Source organism: Novosphingobium sp. Gsoil 351, from assembly GCF_009707465.1.
In the GTDB taxonomy this organism is placed as follows: domain Bacteria; phylum Pseudomonadota; class Alphaproteobacteria; order Sphingomonadales; family Sphingomonadaceae; genus Novosphingobium.
Genome location: NZ_CP046120.1, coordinates 455,914 through 476,910, shown reverse-complemented (window position 1 = coordinate 476,910; position 20,997 = coordinate 455,914). Strand labels below are relative to the sequence as shown.

Annotated in this window: 21 protein-coding genes and 3 pseudogenes; 15 read left to right on the top strand and 9 right to left on the bottom strand. The window is 66.9% G+C overall.

Going from position 1 to position 20,997, the window contains the following annotated elements; genetic code table 11:
• Positions 1 to 40: 40 nt before the first annotated feature.
• A pseudogene (gene tyrS, locus GKE62_RS02205) lies at positions 41 to 1,274 on the bottom strand (tyrosine--tRNA ligase).
• 17 nt (positions 1,275 to 1,291) lie between these two features.
• Between tyrS and GKE62_RS02200 the strand changes: the two are divergent.
• Positions 1,292 to 1,837, top strand: coding sequence for a DOMON-like domain-containing protein (locus GKE62_RS02200; RefSeq protein WP_230206865.1), 546 nt, complete (start codon positions 1,292 to 1,294; stop codon positions 1,835 to 1,837).
• Positions 1,838 to 1,847: 10 nt separating this feature from the next.
• Positions 1,848 to 3,047: an exo-beta-N-acetylmuramidase NamZ domain-containing protein gene (locus GKE62_RS02195; protein WP_154690822.1), complete on the top strand. Its 1,200-nt coding sequence runs from the start codon at positions 1,848 to 1,850 to the stop codon at positions 3,045 to 3,047.
• A gap of 31 nt (positions 3,048 to 3,078) precedes the next feature.
• Here GKE62_RS02195 and GKE62_RS02190 read toward each other — a convergent pair whose 3' ends face one another.
• The 5 genes and pseudogenes from GKE62_RS02190 to GKE62_RS02170 all read right to left on the bottom strand — a co-directional run bounded on the left by GKE62_RS02190 (position 3,079) and on the right by GKE62_RS02170 (position 7,248).
• Positions 3,079 to 4,242, bottom strand: a complete 1,164-nt coding sequence (locus GKE62_RS02190) for a CCA tRNA nucleotidyltransferase (RefSeq protein ID WP_154690821.1) — start codon at positions 4,240 to 4,242, stop codon at positions 3,079 to 3,081.
• Positions 4,235 to 4,840: a CoA pyrophosphatase gene (locus tag GKE62_RS02185; protein ID WP_195908726.1), complete on the bottom strand. Its 606-nt coding sequence runs from the start codon at positions 4,838 to 4,840 to the stop codon at positions 4,235 to 4,237. Before GKE62_RS02185 ends, GKE62_RS02190 begins: the two co-directional genes overlap by 8 nt.
• Positions 4,837 to 5,390: pseudogene (locus GKE62_RS02180) on the bottom strand (DUF1285 domain-containing protein). Before GKE62_RS02180 ends, GKE62_RS02185 begins: the two are co-directional and overlap by 4 nt.
• 23 nt (positions 5,391 to 5,413) lie before the next feature.
• Positions 5,414 to 5,938, bottom strand: a complete 525-nt coding sequence (locus tag GKE62_RS02175) for a GNAT family N-acetyltransferase (RefSeq protein WP_154690818.1) — start codon at positions 5,936 to 5,938, stop codon at positions 5,414 to 5,416.
• A gap of 149 nt (positions 5,939 to 6,087) precedes the next feature.
• The gene (locus GKE62_RS02170; RefSeq protein WP_154690817.1) at positions 6,088 to 7,248 is read right to left on the bottom strand and encodes a PQQ-dependent sugar dehydrogenase; all 1,161 of its coding nucleotides are present in this window, start codon (positions 7,246 to 7,248) and stop codon (positions 6,088 to 6,090) included.
• Here GKE62_RS02170 and GKE62_RS02165 point away from each other — a divergent pair.
• The 4 genes and pseudogenes from GKE62_RS02165 to GKE62_RS02150 all read left to right on the top strand — a co-directional run bounded on the left by GKE62_RS02165 (position 7,235) and on the right by GKE62_RS02150 (position 11,028).
• The gene (locus tag GKE62_RS02165; protein WP_230206864.1) at positions 7,235 to 7,933 is read left to right on the top strand and encodes a ribonuclease HII; all 699 of its coding nucleotides are present in this window, start codon (positions 7,235 to 7,237) and stop codon (positions 7,931 to 7,933) included. The genes GKE62_RS02170 and GKE62_RS02165 overlap by 14 nt on opposite strands.
• Positions 7,934 to 8,263: 330 nt before the next feature.
• Positions 8,264 to 9,406, top strand: a complete 1,143-nt coding sequence (locus GKE62_RS02160; protein ID WP_154690816.1) for a site-specific DNA-methyltransferase — start codon at positions 8,264 to 8,266, stop codon at positions 9,404 to 9,406.
• Between the two features lie 64 nt (positions 9,407 to 9,470).
• Positions 9,471 to 10,579, top strand: a pseudogene (gene folP, locus GKE62_RS02155) (dihydropteroate synthase).
• 38 nt (positions 10,580 to 10,617) lie between these two features.
• The gene (locus tag GKE62_RS02150) at positions 10,618 to 11,028 is read left to right on the top strand and encodes a PilZ domain-containing protein (RefSeq protein WP_154690815.1); all 411 of its coding nucleotides are present in this window, start codon (positions 10,618 to 10,620) and stop codon (positions 11,026 to 11,028) included.
• 7 nt (positions 11,029 to 11,035) lie between these two features.
• On the opposite strand, the gene GKE62_RS02145 is transcribed toward GKE62_RS02150, so the two are convergent.
• The gene (locus tag GKE62_RS02145; protein ID WP_154690814.1) at positions 11,036 to 12,454 is read right to left on the bottom strand and encodes a sigma-54 dependent transcriptional regulator; all 1,419 of its coding nucleotides are present in this window, start codon (positions 12,452 to 12,454) and stop codon (positions 11,036 to 11,038) included.
• A 132-nt stretch (positions 12,455 to 12,586) separates the two neighbouring features.
• Between GKE62_RS02145 and GKE62_RS02140 the strand changes: the two genes are divergently transcribed.
• The 5 genes from GKE62_RS02140 to GKE62_RS02120 all read left to right on the top strand — a co-directional run bounded on the left by GKE62_RS02140 (position 12,587) and on the right by GKE62_RS02120 (position 16,172).
• Positions 12,587 to 12,721 carry an aa3-type cytochrome c oxidase subunit IV gene (locus tag GKE62_RS02140; protein ID WP_255453597.1) on the top strand — a complete coding sequence of 45 codons (135 nt, stop codon included), beginning with the start codon at positions 12,587 to 12,589 and terminating at the stop codon, positions 12,719 to 12,721.
• A gap of 22 nt (positions 12,722 to 12,743) precedes the next feature.
• On the top strand, positions 12,744 to 13,865 hold the full coding sequence (locus GKE62_RS02135) for an NAD(P) transhydrogenase subunit alpha (RefSeq protein WP_154690812.1): 1,122 nt from the start codon (positions 12,744 to 12,746) through the stop codon (positions 13,863 to 13,865).
• Between the two features lie 143 nt (positions 13,866 to 14,008).
• Entirely contained in the window at positions 14,009 to 14,374 is a 366-nt protein-coding gene (locus GKE62_RS02130; protein WP_154690811.1) for an endonuclease domain-containing protein, read from the top strand.
• A 2-nt stretch (positions 14,375 to 14,376) separates the two neighbouring features.
• Positions 14,377 to 14,658 (top strand): NAD(P) transhydrogenase subunit alpha, encoded by a 282-nt coding sequence (locus tag GKE62_RS02125; RefSeq protein ID WP_154690810.1) that lies wholly within the window; start codon positions 14,377 to 14,379, stop codon positions 14,656 to 14,658.
• A gap of 47 nt (positions 14,659 to 14,705) precedes the next feature.
• Positions 14,706 to 16,172, top strand: coding sequence for an NAD(P)(+) transhydrogenase (Re/Si-specific) subunit beta (locus GKE62_RS02120; RefSeq protein WP_154693507.1), 1,467 nt, complete (start codon positions 14,706 to 14,708; stop codon positions 16,170 to 16,172).
• A gap of 34 nt (positions 16,173 to 16,206) precedes the next feature.
• Here the strand turns inward: GKE62_RS02120 and GKE62_RS02115 are convergent, their stop codons facing one another.
• Both GKE62_RS02115 and GKE62_RS02110 read right to left on the bottom strand, forming a co-directional pair.
• Positions 16,207 to 16,503: a DUF1330 domain-containing protein gene (locus tag GKE62_RS02115; protein ID WP_154690809.1), complete on the bottom strand. Its 297-nt coding sequence runs from the start codon at positions 16,501 to 16,503 to the stop codon at positions 16,207 to 16,209.
• A 15-nt stretch (positions 16,504 to 16,518) separates the two neighbouring features.
• A complete protein-coding gene (locus GKE62_RS02110) occupies positions 16,519 to 16,935 on the bottom strand; it encodes a DUF2147 domain-containing protein (RefSeq protein ID WP_195908561.1) in 417 nt (138 codons plus the stop codon).
• 64 nt (positions 16,936 to 16,999) lie between these two features.
• Between GKE62_RS02110 and GKE62_RS02105 the strand changes: the two genes are divergently transcribed.
• Genes GKE62_RS02105 through GKE62_RS02090 form a run of 4 tightly spaced genes read left to right on the top strand, consistent with a single transcriptional unit; the run spans position 17,000 to position 20,952 of the window.
• Positions 17,000 to 18,208 carry a parallel beta-helix domain-containing protein gene (locus tag GKE62_RS02105; protein WP_154690807.1) on the top strand — a complete coding sequence of 403 codons (1,209 nt, stop codon included), beginning with the start codon at positions 17,000 to 17,002 and terminating at the stop codon, positions 18,206 to 18,208.
• A complete protein-coding gene (locus tag GKE62_RS02100) occupies positions 18,205 to 19,212 on the top strand; it encodes an SO2930 family diheme c-type cytochrome (protein WP_154690806.1) in 1,008 nt (335 codons plus the stop codon). Before GKE62_RS02105 ends, GKE62_RS02100 begins: the two co-directional genes overlap by 4 nt.
• Before the next feature lie 2 nt (positions 19,213 to 19,214).
• Positions 19,215 to 20,219, top strand: coding sequence for an alpha/beta fold hydrolase (locus GKE62_RS02095; protein WP_230206862.1), 1,005 nt, complete (start codon positions 19,215 to 19,217; stop codon positions 20,217 to 20,219).
• A 40-nt stretch (positions 20,220 to 20,259) separates the two neighbouring features.
• Positions 20,260 to 20,952, top strand: coding sequence for an aspartate/glutamate racemase family protein (locus GKE62_RS02090; RefSeq protein WP_154690805.1), 693 nt, complete (start codon positions 20,260 to 20,262; stop codon positions 20,950 to 20,952).
• The last annotated feature ends 45 nt before the right edge of the window (positions 20,953 to 20,997 follow it).

The following is a 20,997-nucleotide window of genomic DNA, read 5'->3' as shown; positions in this document are numbered from 1 at the left end:
CAGAATGGACGCCAATCGCGAATATTCGGTAAAGGGGGGATTATCCCCGGCGCACGATCCCGTGCTTCTTCTTGCCAGAGGACACGCGGATGTCCGCGTCGCCAAGCGCGATTGTGTGCGATTCGCTGGTCACCGGCTCACCATCGACCCGCGCGCCGCCACCCGCGATCAACCGCTTGGCCTCACCCCGGCTGGCCGCGAAGCCCAGGCCGAGCAGCGCGTCGATGAGGGGGGATTTCGGCCTCGCCGGTTGCAAACACCGGCAAATCGGCGCCGAGGCCCCCTGCGCCGAATGTGGCCGTCGCGGTCGCTTCAGCCGCCCGCGCCGCATCTTCGCCCCGGCACAGCGCAGTGACTGCATTGGCCAGCGCGATCTTGGCGGCGTTGATCTTGCTGCCCGGCAGCGCCTCGAACCGCGCGATCTCGTCCAGGGGCAGGTCGGTAAACAGACGCAGGAACTTGCCGACGTCGCGGTCGTCGACGTTGCGCCAGTATTGCCAGAAATCGTAGGCTGGCAGCTGGTCTTCGTTGAGCCACACCGCGCCCGCCGCGGTCTTGCCCATTTTGGCGCCATCCGCGGTAGTCAGCAGCGGGGTGGTGATCCCGAACACCTCGATCCCTTCCATCCGCCGCGCCAACTCGATCCCATTGACGATGTTCCCCCATTGGTCGCTGCCGCCCATCTGCAGGCGGCAGCCGTGGCGCAGCGCCAGCTCGCGGAAATCGTAGGCCTGGAGGATCATGTAGTTGAATTCGAGGAAGGTAAGCGGCTGCTCGCGCTCGAGCCGCAACTTGACCGAGTCGAACGTCAGCATCCGGTTGATGGTGAAGTGCGGGCCGACATCGCGGAGCAAATCGACGTAGCCAAGTTGGCTCAGCCAAGCGTCGTTATCGACCATGATGGCGTCGGTCGGGCCATCCCCAAACGTAAGCAGCCGCTCGAACACGGTGCGGATCGAGGCGATATTGGCCTGGATAGTCTCGGCAGTCAGCAATTTGCGCGATTCGTCCTTGCCCGAAGGGTCGCCGACCTTGGTCGTGCCCCCGCCCATAAGAACGATGGGCTTGTGGCCCGCCTGTTGGAGCCGCCGCAGAAGCATGATCTGGACCAGACTGCCGACATGGAGCGATGGCGCGGTCGCATCGAAGCCGATATAGCCCGGCACCACCTGCCGTCCGGCGAGCGCATCGAGCGCCCCCGCGTCGGTCGTCTGGTGGATATAGCCGCGCTCGTCGAGCAGGCGGAGCAGAGAAGAGGCGTAGGTCGTGGTCATCGCGGCGCGCGCCTAGCATGAAAGGTTCGAGTTTGGGAACGCATCGGCTCGTCGCACATCCCGACTTTCCGCCGCGCACCGTGCGCGGACTGGAAGTGCAATGGGTGGAGACCGGTAACGCCCTGCGCCTGCGCTATCGCGTCGACGGTCACGACGAACTGGTGATCCCGCCGTTTGCCGGACGCGGACGCGCGGACGAACTGTGGCGCACGACCTGCTTCGAACTCTATCTCCAACCCGCGGGCGAGCCGGGCTACATCGAGTTCAACTTCTCGCCCTCGCAGCGTTGGGCGGCCTACGACTTCGAGGACTATCGCGCCGGCATGCGCGAACGCCCCCTCTCGGCTGAACCGGTCGGCGAGGCGGTGAGCGGTGAGCGGCTGCTGGTGCAGGACGTGCTGCTGGATACCGCCGCGCTGCCTCCCCGACCGTGGTCTATCGGGCTTTCGGCGATCCTCGAGGAAGAAGACGGGACGATCTCGTACTGGGCGCTCGCGCATCCCGCCGGGCGGCCCGATTTCCACCATCCCGATTGCTTCGCCTTGGCGGACGGCGCTGCATGAGGTTCTGGGCATGAAGTTCGGTATCGACCGGCTGATCGCCGATCCCGAACTGCGCCGACCGCTCGCCGGGCGGCGGGTGGCGCTGATCGCGCATCCCGCGTCGGTGACCGAAGACCTGGTCCATTCGCTCGACGCGCTGATCGCGGCGGGGGTCAACGTGACCTCGGCATTCGGGCCGCAGCATGGGCTCAAGGGCGACAAGCAGGACAACATGGTCGAGACCGCGGACGAGACCGATCCACGCTATGGCATCCCGGTTTTCAGTCTTTACGGCGAGGTGCGTCGTCCTACTGGTAAGATGATGAGTACCGCGGACGTGTTCGTGTTCGACCTTCAGGACCTCGGTTGCCGCATCTATACCTTTGTTACCACGCTGCTTTATCTGCTCGAGGAAGCGGCGCGGCATGGGAAAGAAGTGTGGGTGCTCGATCGGCCCAATCCCGCGGGGCGCCCGATCGAAGGGACGACGCTGCTGCCCGGGTGGGAAAGCTTCGTCGGCGCCGGGCCCCTGCCGATGCGCCACGGGCTGACGATGGGCGAGATGGGGGCGTGGTTCATCGGCCATTTCGGGCTCGACCTGCCCTATCGGGTGATCGAGATGGAGGGCTGGCGACCGGACTCGGCGCCTGGTTTCGGCTGGCCCGAAGGCCGCCTGTGGATCAATCCCAGCCCCAACGCCGCGAGCCTAAACATGGCGCGCGCCTATGCCGGGACGGTGATGATCGAAGGCGCGACGCTGAGCGAGGGCCGCGGCACCACCCGCCCGCTCGAGGTGCTGTTCGGCGCCCCCGATATCGATGCCCGCGCGGTCCGCGCCGAGATGGAGCGTCTCGCCTCGCACTGGCTCGCAGGCTGCGCGCTGCGCGAGGTGTGGTTTGAACCCACGTTTCACAAACACGCCAAGACGCTCTGCCACGGTCTGATGATCCACGCCGAGGGGCGCTTCTACGATCACGCCGCGTTCCGTCCGTGGCGCTTGCAGGCGTTGGCGTTCAAGGCGATCCGGCGGCTCTATCCGGATTACGAAATCTGGCGCGATTTTCCCTACGAGTACGTGTTCGATAAGCTCGCGATCGACGTGATCAACGGCGGTCCGGCATTGCGCGCGTGGGTCGATGACGCGGGGGCCGAGCCGGACGATCTTGAGGCGCTGGCGGGTCGCGATGAGACCGAGTGGCGTGAGGAGACGAGGAGCCTCCTGCTCTACTGACCCCAGCCCACCCTGAGGGGCTGGGTTCGACCTATCTCATCAGCCGCTTGTCGAGCAATTCGGCCACGCGATCCGCGTCGGGGAAGCCCTCCGCGATCCAGTCGGCTTCAACCGCGCGCAGGATGCGCGCTACCTCCGGGCCCGCCGCTACCCCGCGCGCGACGATCGCGCCGCCTTTCAGCGGGAAGGCCGGAGCGTGCCAGCCGTTCAGTGCGGTGGTCTCCCGTCCGGCGAGCATCAGCCGGTCGAGGGCGGCTTCCGTGCCGATCCGATAGGCCAGCCCGCGCGGATCGGCTTCTTCGCCGCGCCGCGCGGCCAGGATCAGGCGCTTCTTCTGGGCGATCGAAAGGCGCAGCCGCGCGGCGACCTGCTCGGCGATTCCGGGATCGGCGGGCAGCAGCGCGGCCAATCGCCGGATCGGATCGGCGGCGATGGCCTCACGCGTCTCAACCGCGACCAGCCGTGAAAGACCCGCCGCATCGGCCTCGGGCAGGATCGCCCCGAGAACGCCAAGCTCGGCCATTCGCGCGACGGTCGGGGCTGGGTCGGGCAGCGCGAGCAGGTTCTGCAGTTCCCACCCGATGCGCTCGCGCGACAGCCCCTTGAGCATCGGCGCGAGTTCAGCACAGGCACTTTCGGCCTCTTCGTCAGCAGGTTGTGATCCAAAGCGCGCCTGAAACCGGAAGTAACGCAGGATGCGCAAATGATCCTCACGGATGCGCTGGCGGGCGTCGCCGATGAACCGCACGCGCCGGACATGCAGATCGTCGAGCCCGCCGAACCAGTCGAACACTTCCAGAGTATGCGGATCCGCATAGAGCGCGTTGATCGTGAAGTCGCGCCGCGCCGCGTCCTCGCGCCAGTCTTGCGAGAATGCGACACGGGCGTGGCGGCCATCGGTCGTCAGATCGCGGCGCAGCGTCGTGATCTCGACGTTGTCACCCTCGCGGATCGCGGTGATAGTGCCGTGCTTGATCCCCGTCGGCACGCTACGGATGCCCGCCGCCTCGAGCCGGGCGATGACCTCCACCGGTTCGAGTGGGGTGGCGATGTCGATGTCGTGCACCTCGCACCCAAGCAGCGTATCGCGCACCGCCCCGCCGACATAGCGGGCGTTGCCCGGCCCAAGCGCGGCGACCAGTTCTGCCAGCTCAGCGCGGCGCGTCCAATCGGCGGGCGGCAGCTTTTCACGCATCGGCGAGCCGCGCCCAGTCGAGCCGCCGCGAGAGGTTGGCGATAATCGCGGCGGTCACCCCCCAGATGCGGTGCTCCTGCCACTGGATGTCGAGGTATTCGCGACGCATGCCGTTCCAGTCGGCCGAACGCACGACGTGGTTGACCGTGTCGAACACGAAATCGACTGGCGCTTCGAACCATTGCGCGACTTCGCTCGGGTTGGGCCGGATCGGCAGGTCGGGCGGGACCAGCGCGAGCACCGGGGTGATGACGTAGCCAGTGCCGGTGCGATAGACGTCGCTTTGGCCGATCACGGTCACCGCCTCCGGCGGGATCGCCAGTTCTTCCCACGCCTCGCGCAGCGCGGCCTCGACCGGGGTCTCACCCGGGTCGATCTTGCCTCCGGGGAATGCGACCTGGCCTGGATGCGCGCGCATGTTCGAGGGGCGGTGTGTCAGCAGGAACGACGGGCGCGGGCGATCGACGATTGCCGCCAGCACAGCCGCGTCTCGGGCTTCGCCGGGCGCAAAGCGGCTGTCGTCGGTCCGTAGCCCCGGCACATCGACGGCATGGCCCGCAGCATGGAGGTCGCGTAGCCGCTCGCCCAGCGCACTCACGCCGCGGGCACCAGCGAGAACCGCGCACCGCCGCTGGTTACCGCCAGCGGGTCGGCGCCCAGATCGAGCGCGTGCCGCACCAGTTGCTCGTAAGTGCTGCGGTTGAGCCGCGCCTCGCATCCGCGCCGCACGCCGACGTACAGCGCGGGCGTATCGGCATCGCCTGCCGCGCGAATGGGGTGTTGCGGGCCGGCGATCGCGAATTCGTCGGTGTTGAGGCGAAAGGCGAGCGCGCCATCGTCGATGCGCAGGTCGGTGGCGATGAACGCCGCGTCGTCGACCGCGATGCGCAGCTTCTCGAACGGCGAGATCAGCCAGTGTTGCCCGGTCTCGTCGCGCAAGAGGAGCGTCGAAAATGCCCTGACCATCGCTGCGCGCGCGATTTCGCCGCCGCGATGATACCACCTGCCGTCTGCCGCGATCCGCATTTCGCTGTCGCCGCTGCGCTGCGGTGCCCAGCCTTCGACCGGTGGCAGCTTGCGCGCGGCGACCAACTCGGCGATTTCGCCCAGCGACAGCGCGGCCATTTCGGGGGAGGCTCATACGGCATCGCCGCTCACCTGCCAGATGCGGTCAGCCCCGCCAAGGCCCGAGCATGCCGCGAGTGGGGAGCACCTCGGGGCGATCGGTCCGGCACAACAGCCGCGCCGGGTCCCAGGGGCCGGGTAGCAGCCAGCCGCTGGTGTAAGCGGATGAAAAGCCGAAGAAGCGCTCGTAGTACTCGGGATCGCCGATCATCACTTGAGGTAACGGCGCCTCGGGCGAGAGCGCGGCGAGCGTGGCGGTGACCAGCGCCTGGCCGAAGCCCGCACCCTGCTGTTCGGGTAACACTGCCACCGGACCGACCATGATCAACGGGTGGCGCTTGGGTTTGATCCCCTCGGCAGCGGGCTCGGTCAGTGCGACCGGCCAGCACTGGATCGTCCCCGCCAGCCGCTCTTCGCTGTCGAGCGCGGCGAACGACAGCGCGGGCAGCCAATCGACGCCGTCGCGCACCTTATAGGCGGTGCGCCGCGCCCGAGTTGGTTCGAACGCCCTGTCGAGTAAAGCTTCGACCAGCGCGGAATCGACGGAATCGAGGGGGATCAGGTTGGCCATGGGCGCGCGGCGTTAGGGGCAAGCCAGCGAGGTTGCAACACGGCGACTCAAGTTCCGCTCGTGTCGAGCGAAGTCGAGACACGCTGGCGCTGCGCTAGGATGTCTCGACTTCGCTCGACATGAGCGGACGCCGAGTATTTGGCCTGGTTTCAGCCCTTGGGAACCAGCTTGCGCAACCGTCCGCCCTTGCCATCTTCGGCGATCCACACCGAACCATCCGGGCCTTGCTCGATCTCGCGGATACGGTTGCCGAGCTCGATCCGCTCGACCTCGCTGGCCTTGGTCCCGTCGATCGCGACGCGGACGATGCCGGGATAGACCATCCCCGCGATCAGGGCCTGGCCCTTCCACGCCGGGAATTTGTCGCCCGAATAGAAGATGAAATCGCCCGGCGCGATCACCGGGTTCCAGCTGATCGCGGGCGCCGCGAGGTCGGGGCGGGTCGCATGGCGCGGAATCGGGGTGCCATCGTAGTTGTCGCCGTTGGAGACGACCGGCCAACCATAGTTCTTGCCCGGCTCGATGATGTTCATTTCGTCGCCGCCTGCCGGGCCGTGCTCCAGGTCCCACAAGCGTCCCTGCGCATCGAACCCCAGGCCAAGCAGGTTGCGATGGCCATAGCTCCAGATCTGCGCCGAGACTCCGCCCTTGGTCGCGAACGGATTGCCCGGCTTGGCGGTGCCGTCGGGATTGAGCCGCAGAACCTTGCCGAGATTTGCCGTCAGATCCTGCGCCGGCGTGAACTTCTGGCGTTCGCCCGACGACAGATACAGCGTCTGGCCGTCGGGCGCGAACAGCAGGCGATGGGAAAAGTGGCCACGACCGGTGACTTTGGGGTCCTGCCGCCAGATCACGCTCAGTCCTTCGATCCGGCACGCGGCGGGCTTGTCGCAGAGCAAACTTCCGCGCCCCGCGACCGCACCGCGGGTACCGCCTTCGCCCGCTTCCACCCACGTCAGATAGATCGTCCGCTTGCCCAGCGTCGCGGTGGCTTCGGTCGGCAGGAACGCGATGTCGCCCAGCCCGCCCTGGCCGCCGTAATCGACCTTCGGCAGTCCGGAGACAGCGCCCGCCGTACCATTGGTGGTATCGAGGAACTTCAGGGTTCCCCCGCGCTCGGTCACGAACAGCACGTCGGTTCCGGGGACGAAGGCCATCGCCCATGGCTCGTCGAACTTCCCGTGCTCCTCGATCTCGAAGTTGGCGTTCGATTCGGCTTTTCCACCGTCGGGCCGAGCAGGGGCGGCGTTGCAACTTGCCAGTGGCGCGGCGGCGAGGGCAAAGGCGAGCGTCGAGATGAGCGGTTTCATGTTCCCCCCCAATGCGCGAGAGCGATCTGCGTTGCCAGAACCAATCGTCGTCGGAGTGGACGAGGCGGGCAGGGGGCCGCTCGCGGGGCCGGTGGTCGCCGCGGCGGTAGTGCTGTGCCGTCCGCGCCCCGGCGGGCTCGACGATTCCAAGAAGCTAAGCCGCGAAGTCCGCGCGTTGCTCGACGAGCGAATCCGCCGCCGCTGCATACATGGGGTGGGAGTGGCCGAGGTCGCCGACATCGACCGGCTCAACATCTTCGGCGCGACGATGCTGGCGATGACGCTGGCCGTCGCCGCGCTGTGCCAGAAGCTGGGCGCGGAACCGCACGAGGTTCTGGTCGACGGCAATCTGACCCCTCATGGCCGCCGTCCCGAGTGGCGCTGGCCGGCGCGCGCGATCGTCGGCGGGGACGCAATCGAACCGGCGATCTCGGCCGCCTCGATCGTCGCAAAGGAACACCGCGATCGGCTGATGCGCGACTATGCACTGGCCCATCCGCACTACGGTTGGGAACGCAACGCGGGGTACGGCACGCCCGAACATCTGCGCGCGCTGCGCACGCATGGTGCGACCCCGCTGCACCGCCGCAGCTTCGCTCCGGTGGCGCAGTTGGAGATGTTTGCCGCCAACTACCCCTCTCCCCTCGTGGGAGACGATAGCGAAGCTTGCTCCGTCAGGAGCTAGCACAGCTTGGTGAGGGGGCGAGGGCTGGGTGCCACGCCGCCCCCCTCACCAACTTCGCCTAGCGAGCAAGCTCGCAAGGCTTGGTACCCTCTCCCACCAGGGAGAGGGGATCGTTTCGCGACGTTTTCCGTTCGGCGAGTCTTTAGCGCCACACCACGATATATTGAGTCTCCCCTCAGCCTAGGGACTCAACATCGTGTGCCGGACTCCTTCCGTTCTCCTGCGCACACCGTCCGTTAACCATATCGTCCGATTCTGACGAAGTCGCGAGATCGCTTGACGCGGACTCCGGCTCGACTCACCCTGTCTGCAAGGGGGAATTTCGACGGGATGGATACGGTACTCAAGCCGCGCGAATCCGTGCGCGGGGGCATTGCGGCGCGAACGGCCTTGGGGGAGGCCACGCTGCCGCTTGGGCGGATTCTCGAAGGCGATTGCGTCGAGGCGATGGGGTGGCTGCCAACAGCCAGCGTCGACTGCGTGTTCGCGGATCCGCCCTACAACCTCCAGCTCGGCGGCGATCTCAACCGGCCCGACGGCAGCCATGTCGATGCCGTGACCGACGCCTGGGACAAGTTCGCCAGCTTCAAGACTTACGACGATTTCACTCGTGCCTGGCTGACCGAGGCCAAGCGAGTGCTAAAGCCTAACGGATCGCTGTGGGTGATCGGCAGCTATCACAACATCTTCCGTGTCGGCGCGATTCTACAGGACCTGGGGTTCTGGATCCTCAACGACATCGTCTGGCGCAAATCCAACCCGATGCCGAACTTCAAGGGCACCCGCTTCACCAACGCGCATGAGACGCTGATCTGGGCATCGACCGGCGAAAAGGCGCGCTATACCTTCAACTACCGGACGATGAAGACGCTCAACGACGAGCTCCAGATGCGTTCCGACTGGGTCTTGCCGATCTGCGGCGGGCCCGAACGGATCAAGCGCAACGGCACGAAAGCCCATCCGACCCAAAAGCCCGAGGCGCTGCTCTATCGGGTGATGCTGGCGACCACCAACAAGGGCGATGTGGTGCTCGATCCGTTCTTCGGCACCGGCACTACCGGCGCGGTGGCCAAGCGGCTGGGGCGCGAATGGATCGGGATCGAGCGCGAGCAGGACTATATCGCGGTTGCGCACGAACGGATCGAAGCGGCGCTGCCGCTCGATGAAAGCGCGCTGACCACGATGCAGAGCGTCAAGCCGCAGGCGCGGGTGGCGTTCGGTACGCTGGTCGAGAACGGGTTGATCGCGCCCGGAGTCGAGCTGTTCGACCGCAAGCGCAAGTTCTCGGCCAAAGTCCGCACCGACGGCTCGCTACTGAGCGGCGGCGCGACCGGCTCAATCCACTCGCTTGGCGCGCAGTTGCAAGGCGCCCCGTCGTGCAACGGCTGGAGCTTCTGGCACGTCGAGCACGAAGGCGAGATCAAGCCGATCGACGCGCTGCGGCAATTGTATTTGTTGGCGATCGAGGATTGATCGATCTTCGCGTGAATCGAACCTCCACATCCGCCGCGCCCTTGCGCCTACGCGAGCGCCAACAATGACCCAACGCCTCTACCTCCGCCCCATCGCCTTGGCCGAATCGCCGCAGAGCGAGGAGGGCGGGGCGGTGCGTCTGGCGGGCGGCATGGTCTATGCCGGCCGCTTAGCGGTGATCGTGCGCGAGGGCGGGCGGATCGTTTCGCGCACAGTGGTCGACGCGAACGGCGTAGCCGACGCGCTCGCCGCGTTGCCCGACGACCTCGCGGCGGAGGGCGAAGTGCAGTGGGGCAACCTCCGCTTCGCCCATCCGCCCCTCCAGTGCGGGGCGCGCACCGTTCGCCTGGACCAGCCCCAAGTCATGGGCATCCTCAATGTCACGCCGGACAGTTTCTCCGACGGCGGCAAGTTCCTCGACGATCCCGACGAGGCCAACGCTCACGCCTCGGCGATGCTCGAGGCAGGCGCGGCGATCGTCGATGTCGGGGGGAAAGCACTCGCCCCGGTGCGGCGGCGGTGTGGGAAGGAGACGAGCTCAAGCGTGTCGTCCCTGCAGTCGAGCGGCTGGTGGCGAGCGGCGCGGCGGTCAGCATCGACAGCCGCCGGGCCAGCGTGATCGAGGCGGCGCTTTCGGCCGGCGCGCAGATTGTAAACGACGTTTCCGCCTTGCGCCACGATCCGCGCAGCGCCGAGCTGGTGGCGCGCGCCGGGGTGCCGGTGGTGCTGATGCACGCCCCGGGCGACGCCAGCGATCTCCATGGCGGCGGCCGCTACACCGATGTCGTGCTCGACGTGTTCGACTGGCTCGCCGAGCGCCGCGACGCCGCATTGGCGGCGGGGATCGCTCGCGACAGCATAATTCTCGATCCCGGCATCGGGTTCGGCAAGTCGCTCGCCGAGAACCTGGCGCTGCTCAACGCCCTGTCCTTGTTCCACGCGCTGGGCCAGCCGCTGCTGGTAGGCGCCAGCCGCAAGCGGATGATCGGCGCACTGTCGAACGAGGCGCCCGCGCACAAGCGTCTTGGAGGTTCCTTGCTCCTCGCCGCCCGGGCGATGGATTCCGGGGTCCAGTTCCTGCGGGTCCACGATGCCGCGGAAACCGTCCAGGCGCGCGATGTCTGGCGGGGTCTGCGGGATGCCGCGCTGACCGACTTCGCGCAGCTGCCCTAGGCACTTTCCCTTAGTCTGTCTGGCATCCGACCTTGACCATGTCAGGGCATGATGATCGCATGAATCGAGCCCTCGCCTCTGCACCAGATCCGCAGATCGGTCGGCGTGGCCGCAATCGGTTGCGCGCGAGGCTGGCCGCCAGAATCGTGACCATTCACGGAACCCGCAATACGGTGCTGCTCGACCTTTCGGCGAGCGGCGCGCGAATCCGGGCGACCGAGGACATGGCGAAGGGTCAGCAGGCGATGCTCACGTGGTCGCGCTACGAGGCCATCGGATCGCTTGTTTGGGTGGAGGACGGTCTGTGCGGCATCGCCTTCCACGACGCCCTGCTACCCGAGGTGCTGATCGCCACGCGCGATCTCGACGCCATCGATCGTCTGCCGGGCGAGCGCGAACCGGAACGCACAGAGGTCCGCGCCGGGGTCGCCGGCATCCGCCGGGTCTGACACCGCTTTAGGCCGCGCTTTCGATACCCAGGTCGCTGAGCTTGCGGTAGAGCGTCGATCGCCCGATCCCAAGCCGCCGCGCCACTTCGGTCATGCGTCCGCGATAGTGGCCGATCGCCAGGCGGATCACGTCTGCCTCGATCTCGTCCAGCGGGCGCAAGTTGCCGTCGGGGGTGTAGAGCATCACGCCGACCCCCTCCTGAACCATCGCGTTGTCCTGCTGCTCGCCGCCGAGCAGGCTGGAGAGGTGTGGAAAATCCTGCGCGGTCAGCGCGTCGCCGTCGCAGAACACCGCGGCGCGGAACAGCACCGCCTGAAGCTGGCGGACATTGCCCGGCCAGTCGTAGGCGAAGAGCAGCTTGAGCGCGCCGTCGGTGATACCGAGCGGGCGCAAACCGGGCTGGTCACCGATCCGGGCGAGGAAGTGGCGGGCGAGCGCGGGAAGATCGCCCGAGCGATCGCGCAGGGCCGGCAGGACGACCTTGGCCCCCGCGAGCGCAGCGGCCAGTTCGGGACGGAATTGCCGAATCGCGACCAAGTCGGCGAGCGGGGTGTTGCTCGCCGCGAACAGCCGGACATCGATCCGAAAGCTGTGCCGCGCGCCGATCGGCTGGACCTGTCCAGTCTCGAGATAGGCTTCGAACCGCTCTTGCACTGCGAGCGGCATACGGTCGATCTCGTCGAGTACCAGGGTCGCGCCGTCGGCATGTTGAAGTGCGCCGATATGGCGGTCGAACGCCCCGGGAAATGCCCCCTTCTCGTGTCCGAACAGCACCGATTCGACTTGGTTGGCCGGAATTCCGCCGATGTTCACGAAACGCAGACTCGCCTTCGATCGAGGGCTGGCGGCGTGCATCGCGCGGACCAGCATCTCCTTGCCGGTTCCGCTCTCTCCCTCGATCAGCACGGGGGTATGTGCGCGCGCCGCCTTGGCCGCGACTGCCAGCGCGGTACGGAAGTTGGGCGCGGCGCCGATCATCGCGTCGAAATCGAGGATCGCAGGCATCTTCTCGGTAAGTGGCTGCAATTCTTCGCCGTTGTTCTCACGGGTGGTTGCTGCCCGCAGCGCCTGAAGGAGCTGATCGGGCGCGACCGGCTTGATCAGGTAGTCGGTCGCCCCAGCCCGCATCGCCTCGACCGCCAGCAGCGGAGAGGCGCTGGTGGTCAGCATCAGGATCGGCAGCGCCGGGCGGCGGTTCTTCAACTCCGCGATCAGCGTGCAGGCGTCGTCGCCGGGCACCCACTGGTCAAGCACGATCGCCGACAGTTGCATCCCCTGGCGTGTGCCAAGCATGGCGACAGCGGTTTCGGAATCGCGCGCGATAACCGTACGCCAGCCTTCGCGGGCCGCGAGCGCCGTGATCAGGCGGCACTGCGCAGGCTCGTCGTCGATCAGCATGAGCAGGCGCGCTTCGGCCTCGGCCATGAACTCCCCGTCCTTTCGGTTAGGTGCGCGGCGTAGGGGAATTGGGTAAAGACCCGATTAAGGTACGCTGGAATGGTTGCCGCGCGCGGCGGGGCGCGATAGACGGACGCCGAAGATTCCAGCCAGACGGGGATTTACGAGATGGCATCGGGCAACGACATGAAGGCGCACGCCTCCACTTACGACGCGTTCATCGGCCTGCTGAAATGGACGTTGCCGGTGATCGCAGTGATCGCCTTCACCGTCGTCTTGATCATCGCCACCTGAAGCGCGGGCAGGGGTGGGGGCCATGAAAATCGCCGTGCTGAACGAGCGCGCGCCGGGCGAGGCGCGGGTCGCCGCGACGCCCGAGACGGTCAAGAAGTTCATCGCGCTCGGCGCCGAGCTGGCGGTGGAAAGCGGGGCCGGGATAGCGGCCTCGATCCCCGACGATCAATATACCGCGATGGGGGTGAGCGTCGGCGATGCCGCGGCGACGGTAAAGGGCGCGGACATCGTGCTGGGCGTGCAGGGACCCGACGCGGCGCTGCTAGCCGGGGTCAATCCGGGGGCGTGGGTGGTCGCGGGGCTCGATCCGTTCGCGCAGCGCCAGCGCATCGATGCCTATGCCGCCGCCGGACTGGAAGCGCTGGCGATGGAATTCATGCCGCGCATCACGCGCGCGCAATCGATGGATATCCTCTCCAGCCAGTCGAACCTAGCGGGTTACAAGGCGGTGCTGGAAGCGGCCAACGCCTATGGCCGCGCCTTCCCGATGATGATGACCGCAGCGGGCACGATCAGCGCCGCCAAGGTTTTCGTTATGGGCGTGGGTGTTGCGGGCCTCCAAGCGATCGCCACAGCGCGGCGGCTGGGCGCGCAAGTCTCCGCCACCGACGTGCGGAGCGCGACGAAGGAACAGATTCAGTCGCTCGGCGCCAAGCCGGTCTTCGTCGAGAGTGTCACCGGGATCGAGGGTGAGGGCGCAGGCGGCTATGCCACGGAAATGTCGGAGGAATACCAGAAAGCCCAGGCCGAGCTGGTCTCCAGCCACATCGCCAAGCAGGACATCGTGATCACCACCGCGCTGATCCCCGGCCGCGCCGCGCCCAGACTGGTCACCGACGCCCAGATCGCGACGATGAAGCCGGGCAGCGTGATCTATGACCTGGCGGTCGCGCAGGGCGGCAACGTCGAGGGTTCGGTGGCGGACCAGACGGTGGTGAAGCACGGTGTCAAGATCATCGGCTATGCCAACACCCCGACCCACCTGGCGGCAGACGCCTCGGCGCTGTTCGCGCGCAACTTGTACAACTTCCTTTCCGCATTCTGGGACAAGGAAGCGTGCAGGCCGGTGCTGGATGAGGAAATCGGCGACGCCGTTCGGCTGACGCAGGGTGGCAAGGTAGTGCACGAGAGGTTGCTGGGGTGATGTTCGCCGCGGGCGCGATCCGTTCCTCCCCTGCAAGGGGAGGTGGCAGCCCTCTTGGGCTGACGGAGGGGTGTCGACGCCGGCGCGGACACCCCTCCGCCTCCGCTTCGCTGCGGCACCTCCCCTTGCAGGGGAGGATCTGAATGTTGCAAGGCGACAAGCCGACCGTTGCACGGGCGCGCCAGCTACGTCGGACGATGACCTTGCCAGAGGTGCTGTTGTGGCAGCGATTGAGGCAGCGGCCAGGTGGCTTCAAGTTTCGCAAGCAGCATCCGGCCAAACCTTACGTGCTGGATTTTTACTGTCATGAGGCTCGTCTGGTTATCGAAGTAGACGGCCAATCGCATGGTATGGGGGATCGCCCCGAGCAAGACATCGCGCGGGACGCTCACTTTCGAGCAAAGGGCATCAATACTCTTCGGCTTCCGGCTAGAGAAGTGTTGCACGATCCCGACGCGGCTGCCGAAGCGGTCGTCGCGCTGTGCACAGACGCTAGGAGCACTGCGTAATCATGGACTTCATCTCGATCCTCTCGATCTTCGTTCTCGCCTGCTTCGTGGGCTATTACGTCGTCTGGAGCGTCACCCCCGCGTTGCACACCCCGCTGATGGCGGTGACCAACGCGATCTCCTCGGTGATCATCGTCGGCGCGCTGGTCGCGGCGGCGGCGAAGGGCTCGTTCGAGGCGACTTGGCTCGGCTTGCTCGGGGTGGTGCTGGCGAGCGTCAACATCTTTGGCGGGTTCGCGGTCACCGCGCGGATGCTGGCGATGTACAAGAAGAAGGAGCGTTGAGCGTGGTTCTGGCCGCTCCGCCGCTGCACCCCGGTCCGTTGCTTCCGGTGGTCGAGCACGTCGCCGCGCTGCCGGCTTGGGTGCTGCTCGCCTATCTCGCCTCGGGAGTGCTCTTCATCCTTGCGCTGCGTGGGCTGAGTTCGCCCGCCACCTCGCAGCGCGGCAATCGCCAGGGCATGCTGGGGATGGCGATTGCGGTCGCCACCACGCTGCTGACCCAGGCACCGATCCCGCCGGGGGCGCTGCTGCCCAAGCCGACGCCGCAGGACTTGCGGGTGCTGTTCCAGATCCTCGGCGCGATTGCCATCGGCGGGGCTATCGGAGTGGTCACCGCGCGGCGCATCGCAATGACTGCGATGCCGCAGCTCGTGGCGGCGTTTCACAGCCTGGTCGGCCTCGCCGCGGTGCTGGTCGGGTGGGCGGCCTATCTCAATCCGGAGGCGTTCGGCATCGTCGGCACCGACGGGCTGATCAACCCGACCAGCCGGGTCGAGATGGCGCTGGGCATCGCCATCGGCGCAATCACCTTTTCGGGTTCGATCATCGCCTTCCTAAAGCTTGCGGGCAAGATGAGCGGCGCGCCGATCATGCTGCCGGGGCGGCACGTGATCAACCTGGGCACACTGTTCGCGATCCTCGGCCTAGTCGGGTTCTTCACTCAGGACGAGAGCCTGTGGATCATCGCCACGATCACCGCGCTGAGCTTCGTCATCGGCTTCCTGCTGATCATCCCGATCGGCGGGGCGGACATGCCAGTCGTGGTCTCGATGCTCAATTCGTACTCGGGTTGGGCCGCGGCGGCGATGGGCTTCACGCTCCACAACACCGCGATGATCATCACAGGGGCGCTGGTCGGATCGTCGGGCGCGATCCTGTCCTACATCATGTGCAAGGCGATGAACCGCAGCTTCATAAGCGTGATCGCGGGCGGCTTCGGCGCCGAGGGCGGCTCGGGCGGCGACGGCGCGGCCAAGACCGACCGCCCGTGGAAGCGCGGCAGCGCCGAGGACGCGGCGTTCCTGCTCGAACAGGCCGAGACCGTGATCATCATCCCCGGCTACGGCATGGCGGTGGCGCAAGCGCAGCACGTGCTGCGCGAGATGGGCGACCTGCTCAAGAAGGAAGGGGTCAGCGTCAAGTACGCGATCCATCCCGTCGCTGGCCGCATGCCGGGGCACATGAACGTGCTGCTGGCCGAGGCCAACGTGCCCTATGACGAGGTCTTCGAACTCGAGGATATCAACTCCGAATTCGCCCAGGCCGACGTCGCCTTCATCATCGGCGCCAACGACGTGGTCAACCCGGCGGCCAAGACCGACAAGTCATCCCCGATCTACGGGATGCCGGTTTTCGACGTCGAGAAGGCCAAGACCGTGATGTTCATCAAGCGGTCGATGGGCGGCGTGGGCTATGCGGGCGTCGACAACGACGTGTTCTACATGGACCAGACCATGATGCTGCTGGGCGACGCAAAGAAGATGGTCGAGGAAATCGTCAAGTCGCTGGGGCACTGACGGTCAGGCATCGCATGCAAGATCGGCGGTCCGATCACTCCGACGGCGACCACGCGTCGACGAGGACCACCGTGCCCTGGCTGTTATCGGTCCGCAGGGACTTGATGGCCTGATACTCAGGCGATTCGTACCAAGCCGTCGCCGCAGCCTTCGAGGCGAATTTGAGGATCACCGTGACGTGGCCCGGCTGGCCCTCGATGGTTTGTGAAGCGTAATCGGCGGCGAGAACTTCGCAGCCATGCGCCTGCAACGTCGGCAATACGGCGGGACGATAGGCTTCGTATCCCGCTGGGTCGGTGATGTCGAAGCAGGCGACGACGAAGGCTGGCATCTTCTTTCTCCGCTGTCAGGTCAGGGGTTGGACCCGCGTCCACACAACCGTTTTGCAAAATACCATCACGCAGCCTTTGAGGTTGAGGCGTCCGCCGTCGCTGCTCGCGGTCGCCTTGAAAGTCCGGCCGTCGCGGGCGCTATAGCCGGTGCCGGCCCAAGTCTTGCCCGCGGGCTTGAGGTTCCACAGCACGTTGCTGCCCAGGACGCGGCGGTTGCGCAGTTTGGGGTCGGGGTTCTTCGCATCGCGGACGCCGCCTGGAGGTTCGGCGAACAGGAAGCGGCTGATCGTCGCGCACAGCCCGCCGCCGCACGGGGCGACGGTGACGATCGCGCGGCCGTCGTCGGTGTTCCAGTTGCCCGCAATCGACGCCGGGGCAGCGTTGGCGGTAGTGGCGGCAAACGCGGCCACAGTCAGGACAATACGGGGCAAATCGCGCTCCTCTCTTGAATTTCGTCTCGGCGCGGTTCCTAATGCGCGGCGGGAGAAAAGCTTCATGAAATTCGCGTCATTCGTTGCGCTTGCCGCGCTGGTTTCGACAAGCGCTCAGGCGAAGACCATTGCGGTCGAAGCGGGCGAGGGCGCGCAGCAGCGGCTTCAGGAAGCGCTGATCGCGGCGCAGCCGGGCGATGTCGTCCAGATCGGCGAGGGCCGCTTCGCGCTGACCGACGGGCTCAGCCTCGATGCCGACAAGGTCACCGTGCGCGGGATGGGGATGGAGCGCACGATCCTCGATTTCACCGGCCAGCAGGGTGCCGGAGAAGGCCTGCTGGTCACCTCCGACGACGTCACCTTGCGCGATTTCGCGGTCGAGAACGCAAAGGGCGACGCGATCAAGTCCAAGGGCGCCGACCGGATCGTCTATTACCGCGTCCGCGCCGAATGGACCGGCGGCCCAAAGGAGACCAACGGCGCCTACGGCATCTACCCCGTGCAGAGCACCGGGGTGCTGATCGACGGGGTGGTCGCCAAGGGCGCCTCGGACGCAGGCATCTACGTCGGGCAGAGCAAGGCGATCACCGTCCGCAACAGCCGGGCGGAAGGCAACGTCGCCGGGATCGAGATCGAGAACAGCCGCGATGCGCTGGTCAGCGGCAACTACGTGACGCGCAACACCGGCGGCATCCTGGTGTTCGACCTGCCCAGCCTGCCCGTGATGGGCGGGGGCAACGTGCGGATCGAGCACAATCTGGTTATCGCCAACGACACTCCCAACTTCGCACCCAAGGGCAACATCGTCGCCAGCGTGCGCCGCGGGACCGGCGCGATGGTGATGGCCAACGACAGCGTTTGGGTCGAAAACAACGTGTTCGACCAGAACCCGACCAGCCAGGTGATGGTGATATCGTATCCGCGCGCTTACAAAGATGCGACCTACAACCCCGTGCCGCGCCGGGTGACGATCGGGGCGAATACGTTCGGGCGGGGCGGCTACGATCCGCAGGTGGATGGCGCGCCGATGCTGTCGGCGGCTTTCGGCGGGGCGCTGCCACCGGTGCTGTACGACGGGCTGGGCGATCCGGCGACGACCCTGGCGGTGGCGCCGGGGACACCCGCATGGACGCTGGGGCTGACCAAGCAAGGCGACGAAGCGACCAGCGGCAAGCCGGGATTGGCCAGGCTGCCGGCCAAGCTTCCCGCGGGATCGGCCAAGCTCCCGGCGATCGGCGCGCCGGCTGAGCTGGATGCCCGGATCGCGGGATGATCCCGAGACTCCCTCCTGCCGGGGCTTTGCGGGTTGCGGTGCTGGGAGCTGCACTGACGTTGGTTGGCGCGGCCCCCGCAACCCCGGTCAATAACACCGCCATCACCGCCAGCGGCTATCCCGCCACGCTCGCCGAGTTCGGATTCTTCGCCGATGCCGCCGCGCACAAGCCTGCCGCCGGGGTCACGCCCTATCGCCTCAATACCCCGCTGTGGTCGGATGGCGCGGAAAAGCACCGGTTCCTCTACCTTCCGCCCGGAGCGAAGGCCAAGGCCGGCGGCGAGGGCCTGCTCGAGCTTCCGGTCGGCGCGGCGCTGATCAAGACCTTTGCTTTCGGCGAGCGCCAGATCGAAACCCGCGTCCTGCTCCACCGGGCCGAGGGCTGGGTGGCGCTGCCGTACAAATGGAACGAAGCGCAGACCGAGGCGAAGCTGACGCTGGGCGGCGCGCGCGTGGCGCTGACCACGCCGCAGGGCGCGGCGATCAGTTATTCCATCCCCAACAAGAACCAGTGCAAGGAGTGTCACGGCTTCGCGGGCGTGGTCACCCCGATCGGACCGAAGGCGCGCAACCTCGCGCCCGCCTGGCTGGCGGCGCAGGTCAAGGCAGGGCGGCTCGATCGCTCCCCTGCGGTCGCCATGCGCCTGCCGCTGTGGGAGGAGCGCGGCAAATCCCCCGCCGCGCCGGTCGCGCGCGGCTATCTCGATGCCAACTGCGGACACTGCCACAACCCCGCCGGCTCGGCCTCGAACAGCGGGCTCGACTTGCGCTGGGAGCAGAACGATCCCGCGTTGCTCGGGACCAACAAGCGCCCGGTCGCCGCGGGGCGCGGGGCAGGGACCAACGAGTTCGACGTGGTCCCCGGCGATCCCGACCACTCCATCCTTACCTACCGCATGGCCAGCCTCGAAGGCGGGGTGGCGATGCCCGAACTGGGCAAGGCGACGGTCGATGCCGAGGGGGTGAAAGCCGTCCGCGCCTGGATCGCGGGGATGAAGCGCTGAGCTTGCGCCGGGTCCTCACCTGGCTGGCGATCCTCGCCGCGCTGCTGGTCGTGGCGTTCGTGGCCAAGCGCACGCCGGACACCGACCGCAAGGCGATGCTCGCCAAGTACGGCGCGCCGCCCTCGCAGTTCGCGATCTTGCGCCCTGGCCTGACTGTCCACTTCCGCGACGAGGGACCGCGCGATGCACCGGTCGTCATGCTCCTCCACGGCTCGAACGCCGATCTCCACACTTGGGACGCGTGGACCGCCGCGCTTACCGACCGTTACCGCGTCGTCCGCTTCGACCAGATCGGGCACGGCCTGACCGGCGCCGACCCGGCGGGCGACTATGCGGAGGGCAATTTTGCCGACGACGTCGGGCGGATGGCGGACAAGCTGCGCCTGAAGCGGTTCGTGCTGGCGGGCAATTCGATGGGCGGGGGAATCGCGCTGGCCTATGCGCTGCGCCATCCCGAGCGGCTCGACGGCCTGGTGCTGCTGGATTCGGTCGGTTCGCCTCCGGTCGGCAAGGCGGAGGGCAACCTCGCCTTCACCCTGGCGCGCAATCCGGTGGGCGGGTGGCTGATGACCCGGATCACTCCGCGCAGCCTGATCGACAAGAGTCTGCATCAAAGCGTTCGCAACCAGGCGATCGTGACCCCGGCGATGGTCGACCGGTACTGGGAACTGCTGCGCTTTCCCGGCAACCGGGCGGCGACCGTCGCGCGGTTTTCCCGGCCGATGACCTCGTTTCCGGCAAGCGACCTGGCCCGGCTGAAGGTGCCGGTTCTCATCCAGTGGGGCGAAGGCGATCCGCTCATCCCGCTTGCCGCCGGGCAGTGGCTGCACCGCGCGATCCCCGGCAGCCGGATGATCGTCTATCCCGGCATCGGCCATATCCCGATGGAGGAGGCGCCGGACAAGAGCGCCGCAGACCTGCGCGGCTGGCTCGCCATGCTGCCATCGACGGGCGGAGGCGCTGGCGCGGCGGCTGGCGCTCCGCCGCGGGTGGACGCCCATCGCTGACTCGCCTATGCCGCAGTGCAACAGGAACGAGGGGCTTGCCGTGCGCAAACTGGGGCTGATCGGGGGGATGAGCTGGGTCTCGACCCGGACCTACTACGAGCATCTCAACCGGTTCGTTCAGCGCCGGGTGGGCGGCCAGGCAAGCGCGCCGCTGCTGATCGAAAGCCTCGACTTCGCGGAACTCGCTCGGCTGACCGACGATGCGGCCTGGCAAGTCACGGCGCAAACGCTCGGGGAATCGGCCAAACGCCTCGAGGCCGCAGGCGCCGGCGCGCTGATAATCGCCGCCAATTCGATGCATCGCGTCTATGACGAAGTGGCCGCCGCCGTCACGATCCCCATCCTTCACATCGCCGACACCGTCGGCAAACGGATGGCCGAAAAGGGGGTGAAGCGCGCGGCGCTGCTCGGCACCAGCGCGGTGATGACGGAAAGCTTCTATCGCGAACGCCTGGTCGCCCACGGCATCACCCTGATGCCCCCAGACATGGACGGAATCCCGGCGATCGAGGAAATGATCTACAACGACCTGATGCGCGAAAAGGCCTCGCGCACCGCCGAACGCGCCTGCAAGACCTGGATCACCCACCAATCGCAGGATGGCGCGCAGGCGATCGTGCTCGCCTGCACCGAGCTGGAGATGGTGGTCGACGTCGATGCCAACGTCCTGCCGATCTACGACGGAACGCGGATCCACGCCGAGGCGGCGGCGGACTGGATACTGGGTGAATAGGTCGATCCTCCCCCATCGGGGGAGGTGGCAGCGCGAATGCGCTGA

Excerpts from the sequence above, each read along its gene's own strand:
- GKE62_RS02200 (WP_230206865.1), top strand. The coding sequence starts at position 1,292 with ATGAAAGGTTCGAGTTTGGGAACGCATCGGCTCGTCGCACATCCCGAC.
- GKE62_RS02195 (WP_154690822.1), top strand. The coding sequence starts at position 1,848 with ATGAAGTTCGGTATCGACCGGCTGATCGCCGATCCCGAACTGCGCCGA.
- GKE62_RS02190 (WP_154690821.1), bottom strand. The coding sequence starts at position 4,242 with ATGCGTGAAAAGCTGCCGCCCGCCGATTGGACGCGCCGCGCTGAGCTG.
- GKE62_RS02175 (WP_154690818.1), bottom strand. The coding sequence starts at position 5,938 with ATGGCCAACCTGATCCCCCTCGATTCCGTCGATTCCGCGCTGGTCGAA.
- GKE62_RS02165 (WP_230206864.1), top strand. The coding sequence starts at position 7,235 with ATGAGCGGTTTCATGTTCCCCCCCAATGCGCGAGAGCGATCTGCGTTG.
- GKE62_RS02170 (WP_154690817.1), bottom strand. The coding sequence starts at position 7,248 with ATGAAACCGCTCATCTCGACGCTCGCCTTTGCCCTCGCCGCCGCGCCA.
- GKE62_RS02160 (WP_154690816.1), top strand. The coding sequence starts at position 8,264 with ATGGATACGGTACTCAAGCCGCGCGAATCCGTGCGCGGGGGCATTGCG.
- GKE62_RS02150 (WP_154690815.1), top strand. The coding sequence starts at position 10,618 with ATGTCAGGGCATGATGATCGCATGAATCGAGCCCTCGCCTCTGCACCA.
- GKE62_RS02145 (WP_154690814.1), bottom strand. The coding sequence starts at position 12,454 with ATGGCCGAGGCCGAAGCGCGCCTGCTCATGCTGATCGACGACGAGCCT.
- GKE62_RS02135 (WP_154690812.1), top strand. The coding sequence starts at position 12,744 with ATGAAAATCGCCGTGCTGAACGAGCGCGCGCCGGGCGAGGCGCGGGTC.
- GKE62_RS02130 (WP_154690811.1), top strand. The coding sequence starts at position 14,009 with ATGTTGCAAGGCGACAAGCCGACCGTTGCACGGGCGCGCCAGCTACGT.
- GKE62_RS02125 (WP_154690810.1), top strand. The coding sequence starts at position 14,377 with ATGGACTTCATCTCGATCCTCTCGATCTTCGTTCTCGCCTGCTTCGTG.
- GKE62_RS02115 (WP_154690809.1), bottom strand. The coding sequence starts at position 16,503 with ATGCCAGCCTTCGTCGTCGCCTGCTTCGACATCACCGACCCAGCGGGA.
- GKE62_RS02105 (WP_154690807.1), top strand. The coding sequence starts at position 17,000 with ATGAAATTCGCGTCATTCGTTGCGCTTGCCGCGCTGGTTTCGACAAGC.
- GKE62_RS02100 (WP_154690806.1), top strand. The coding sequence starts at position 18,205 with ATGATCCCGAGACTCCCTCCTGCCGGGGCTTTGCGGGTTGCGGTGCTG.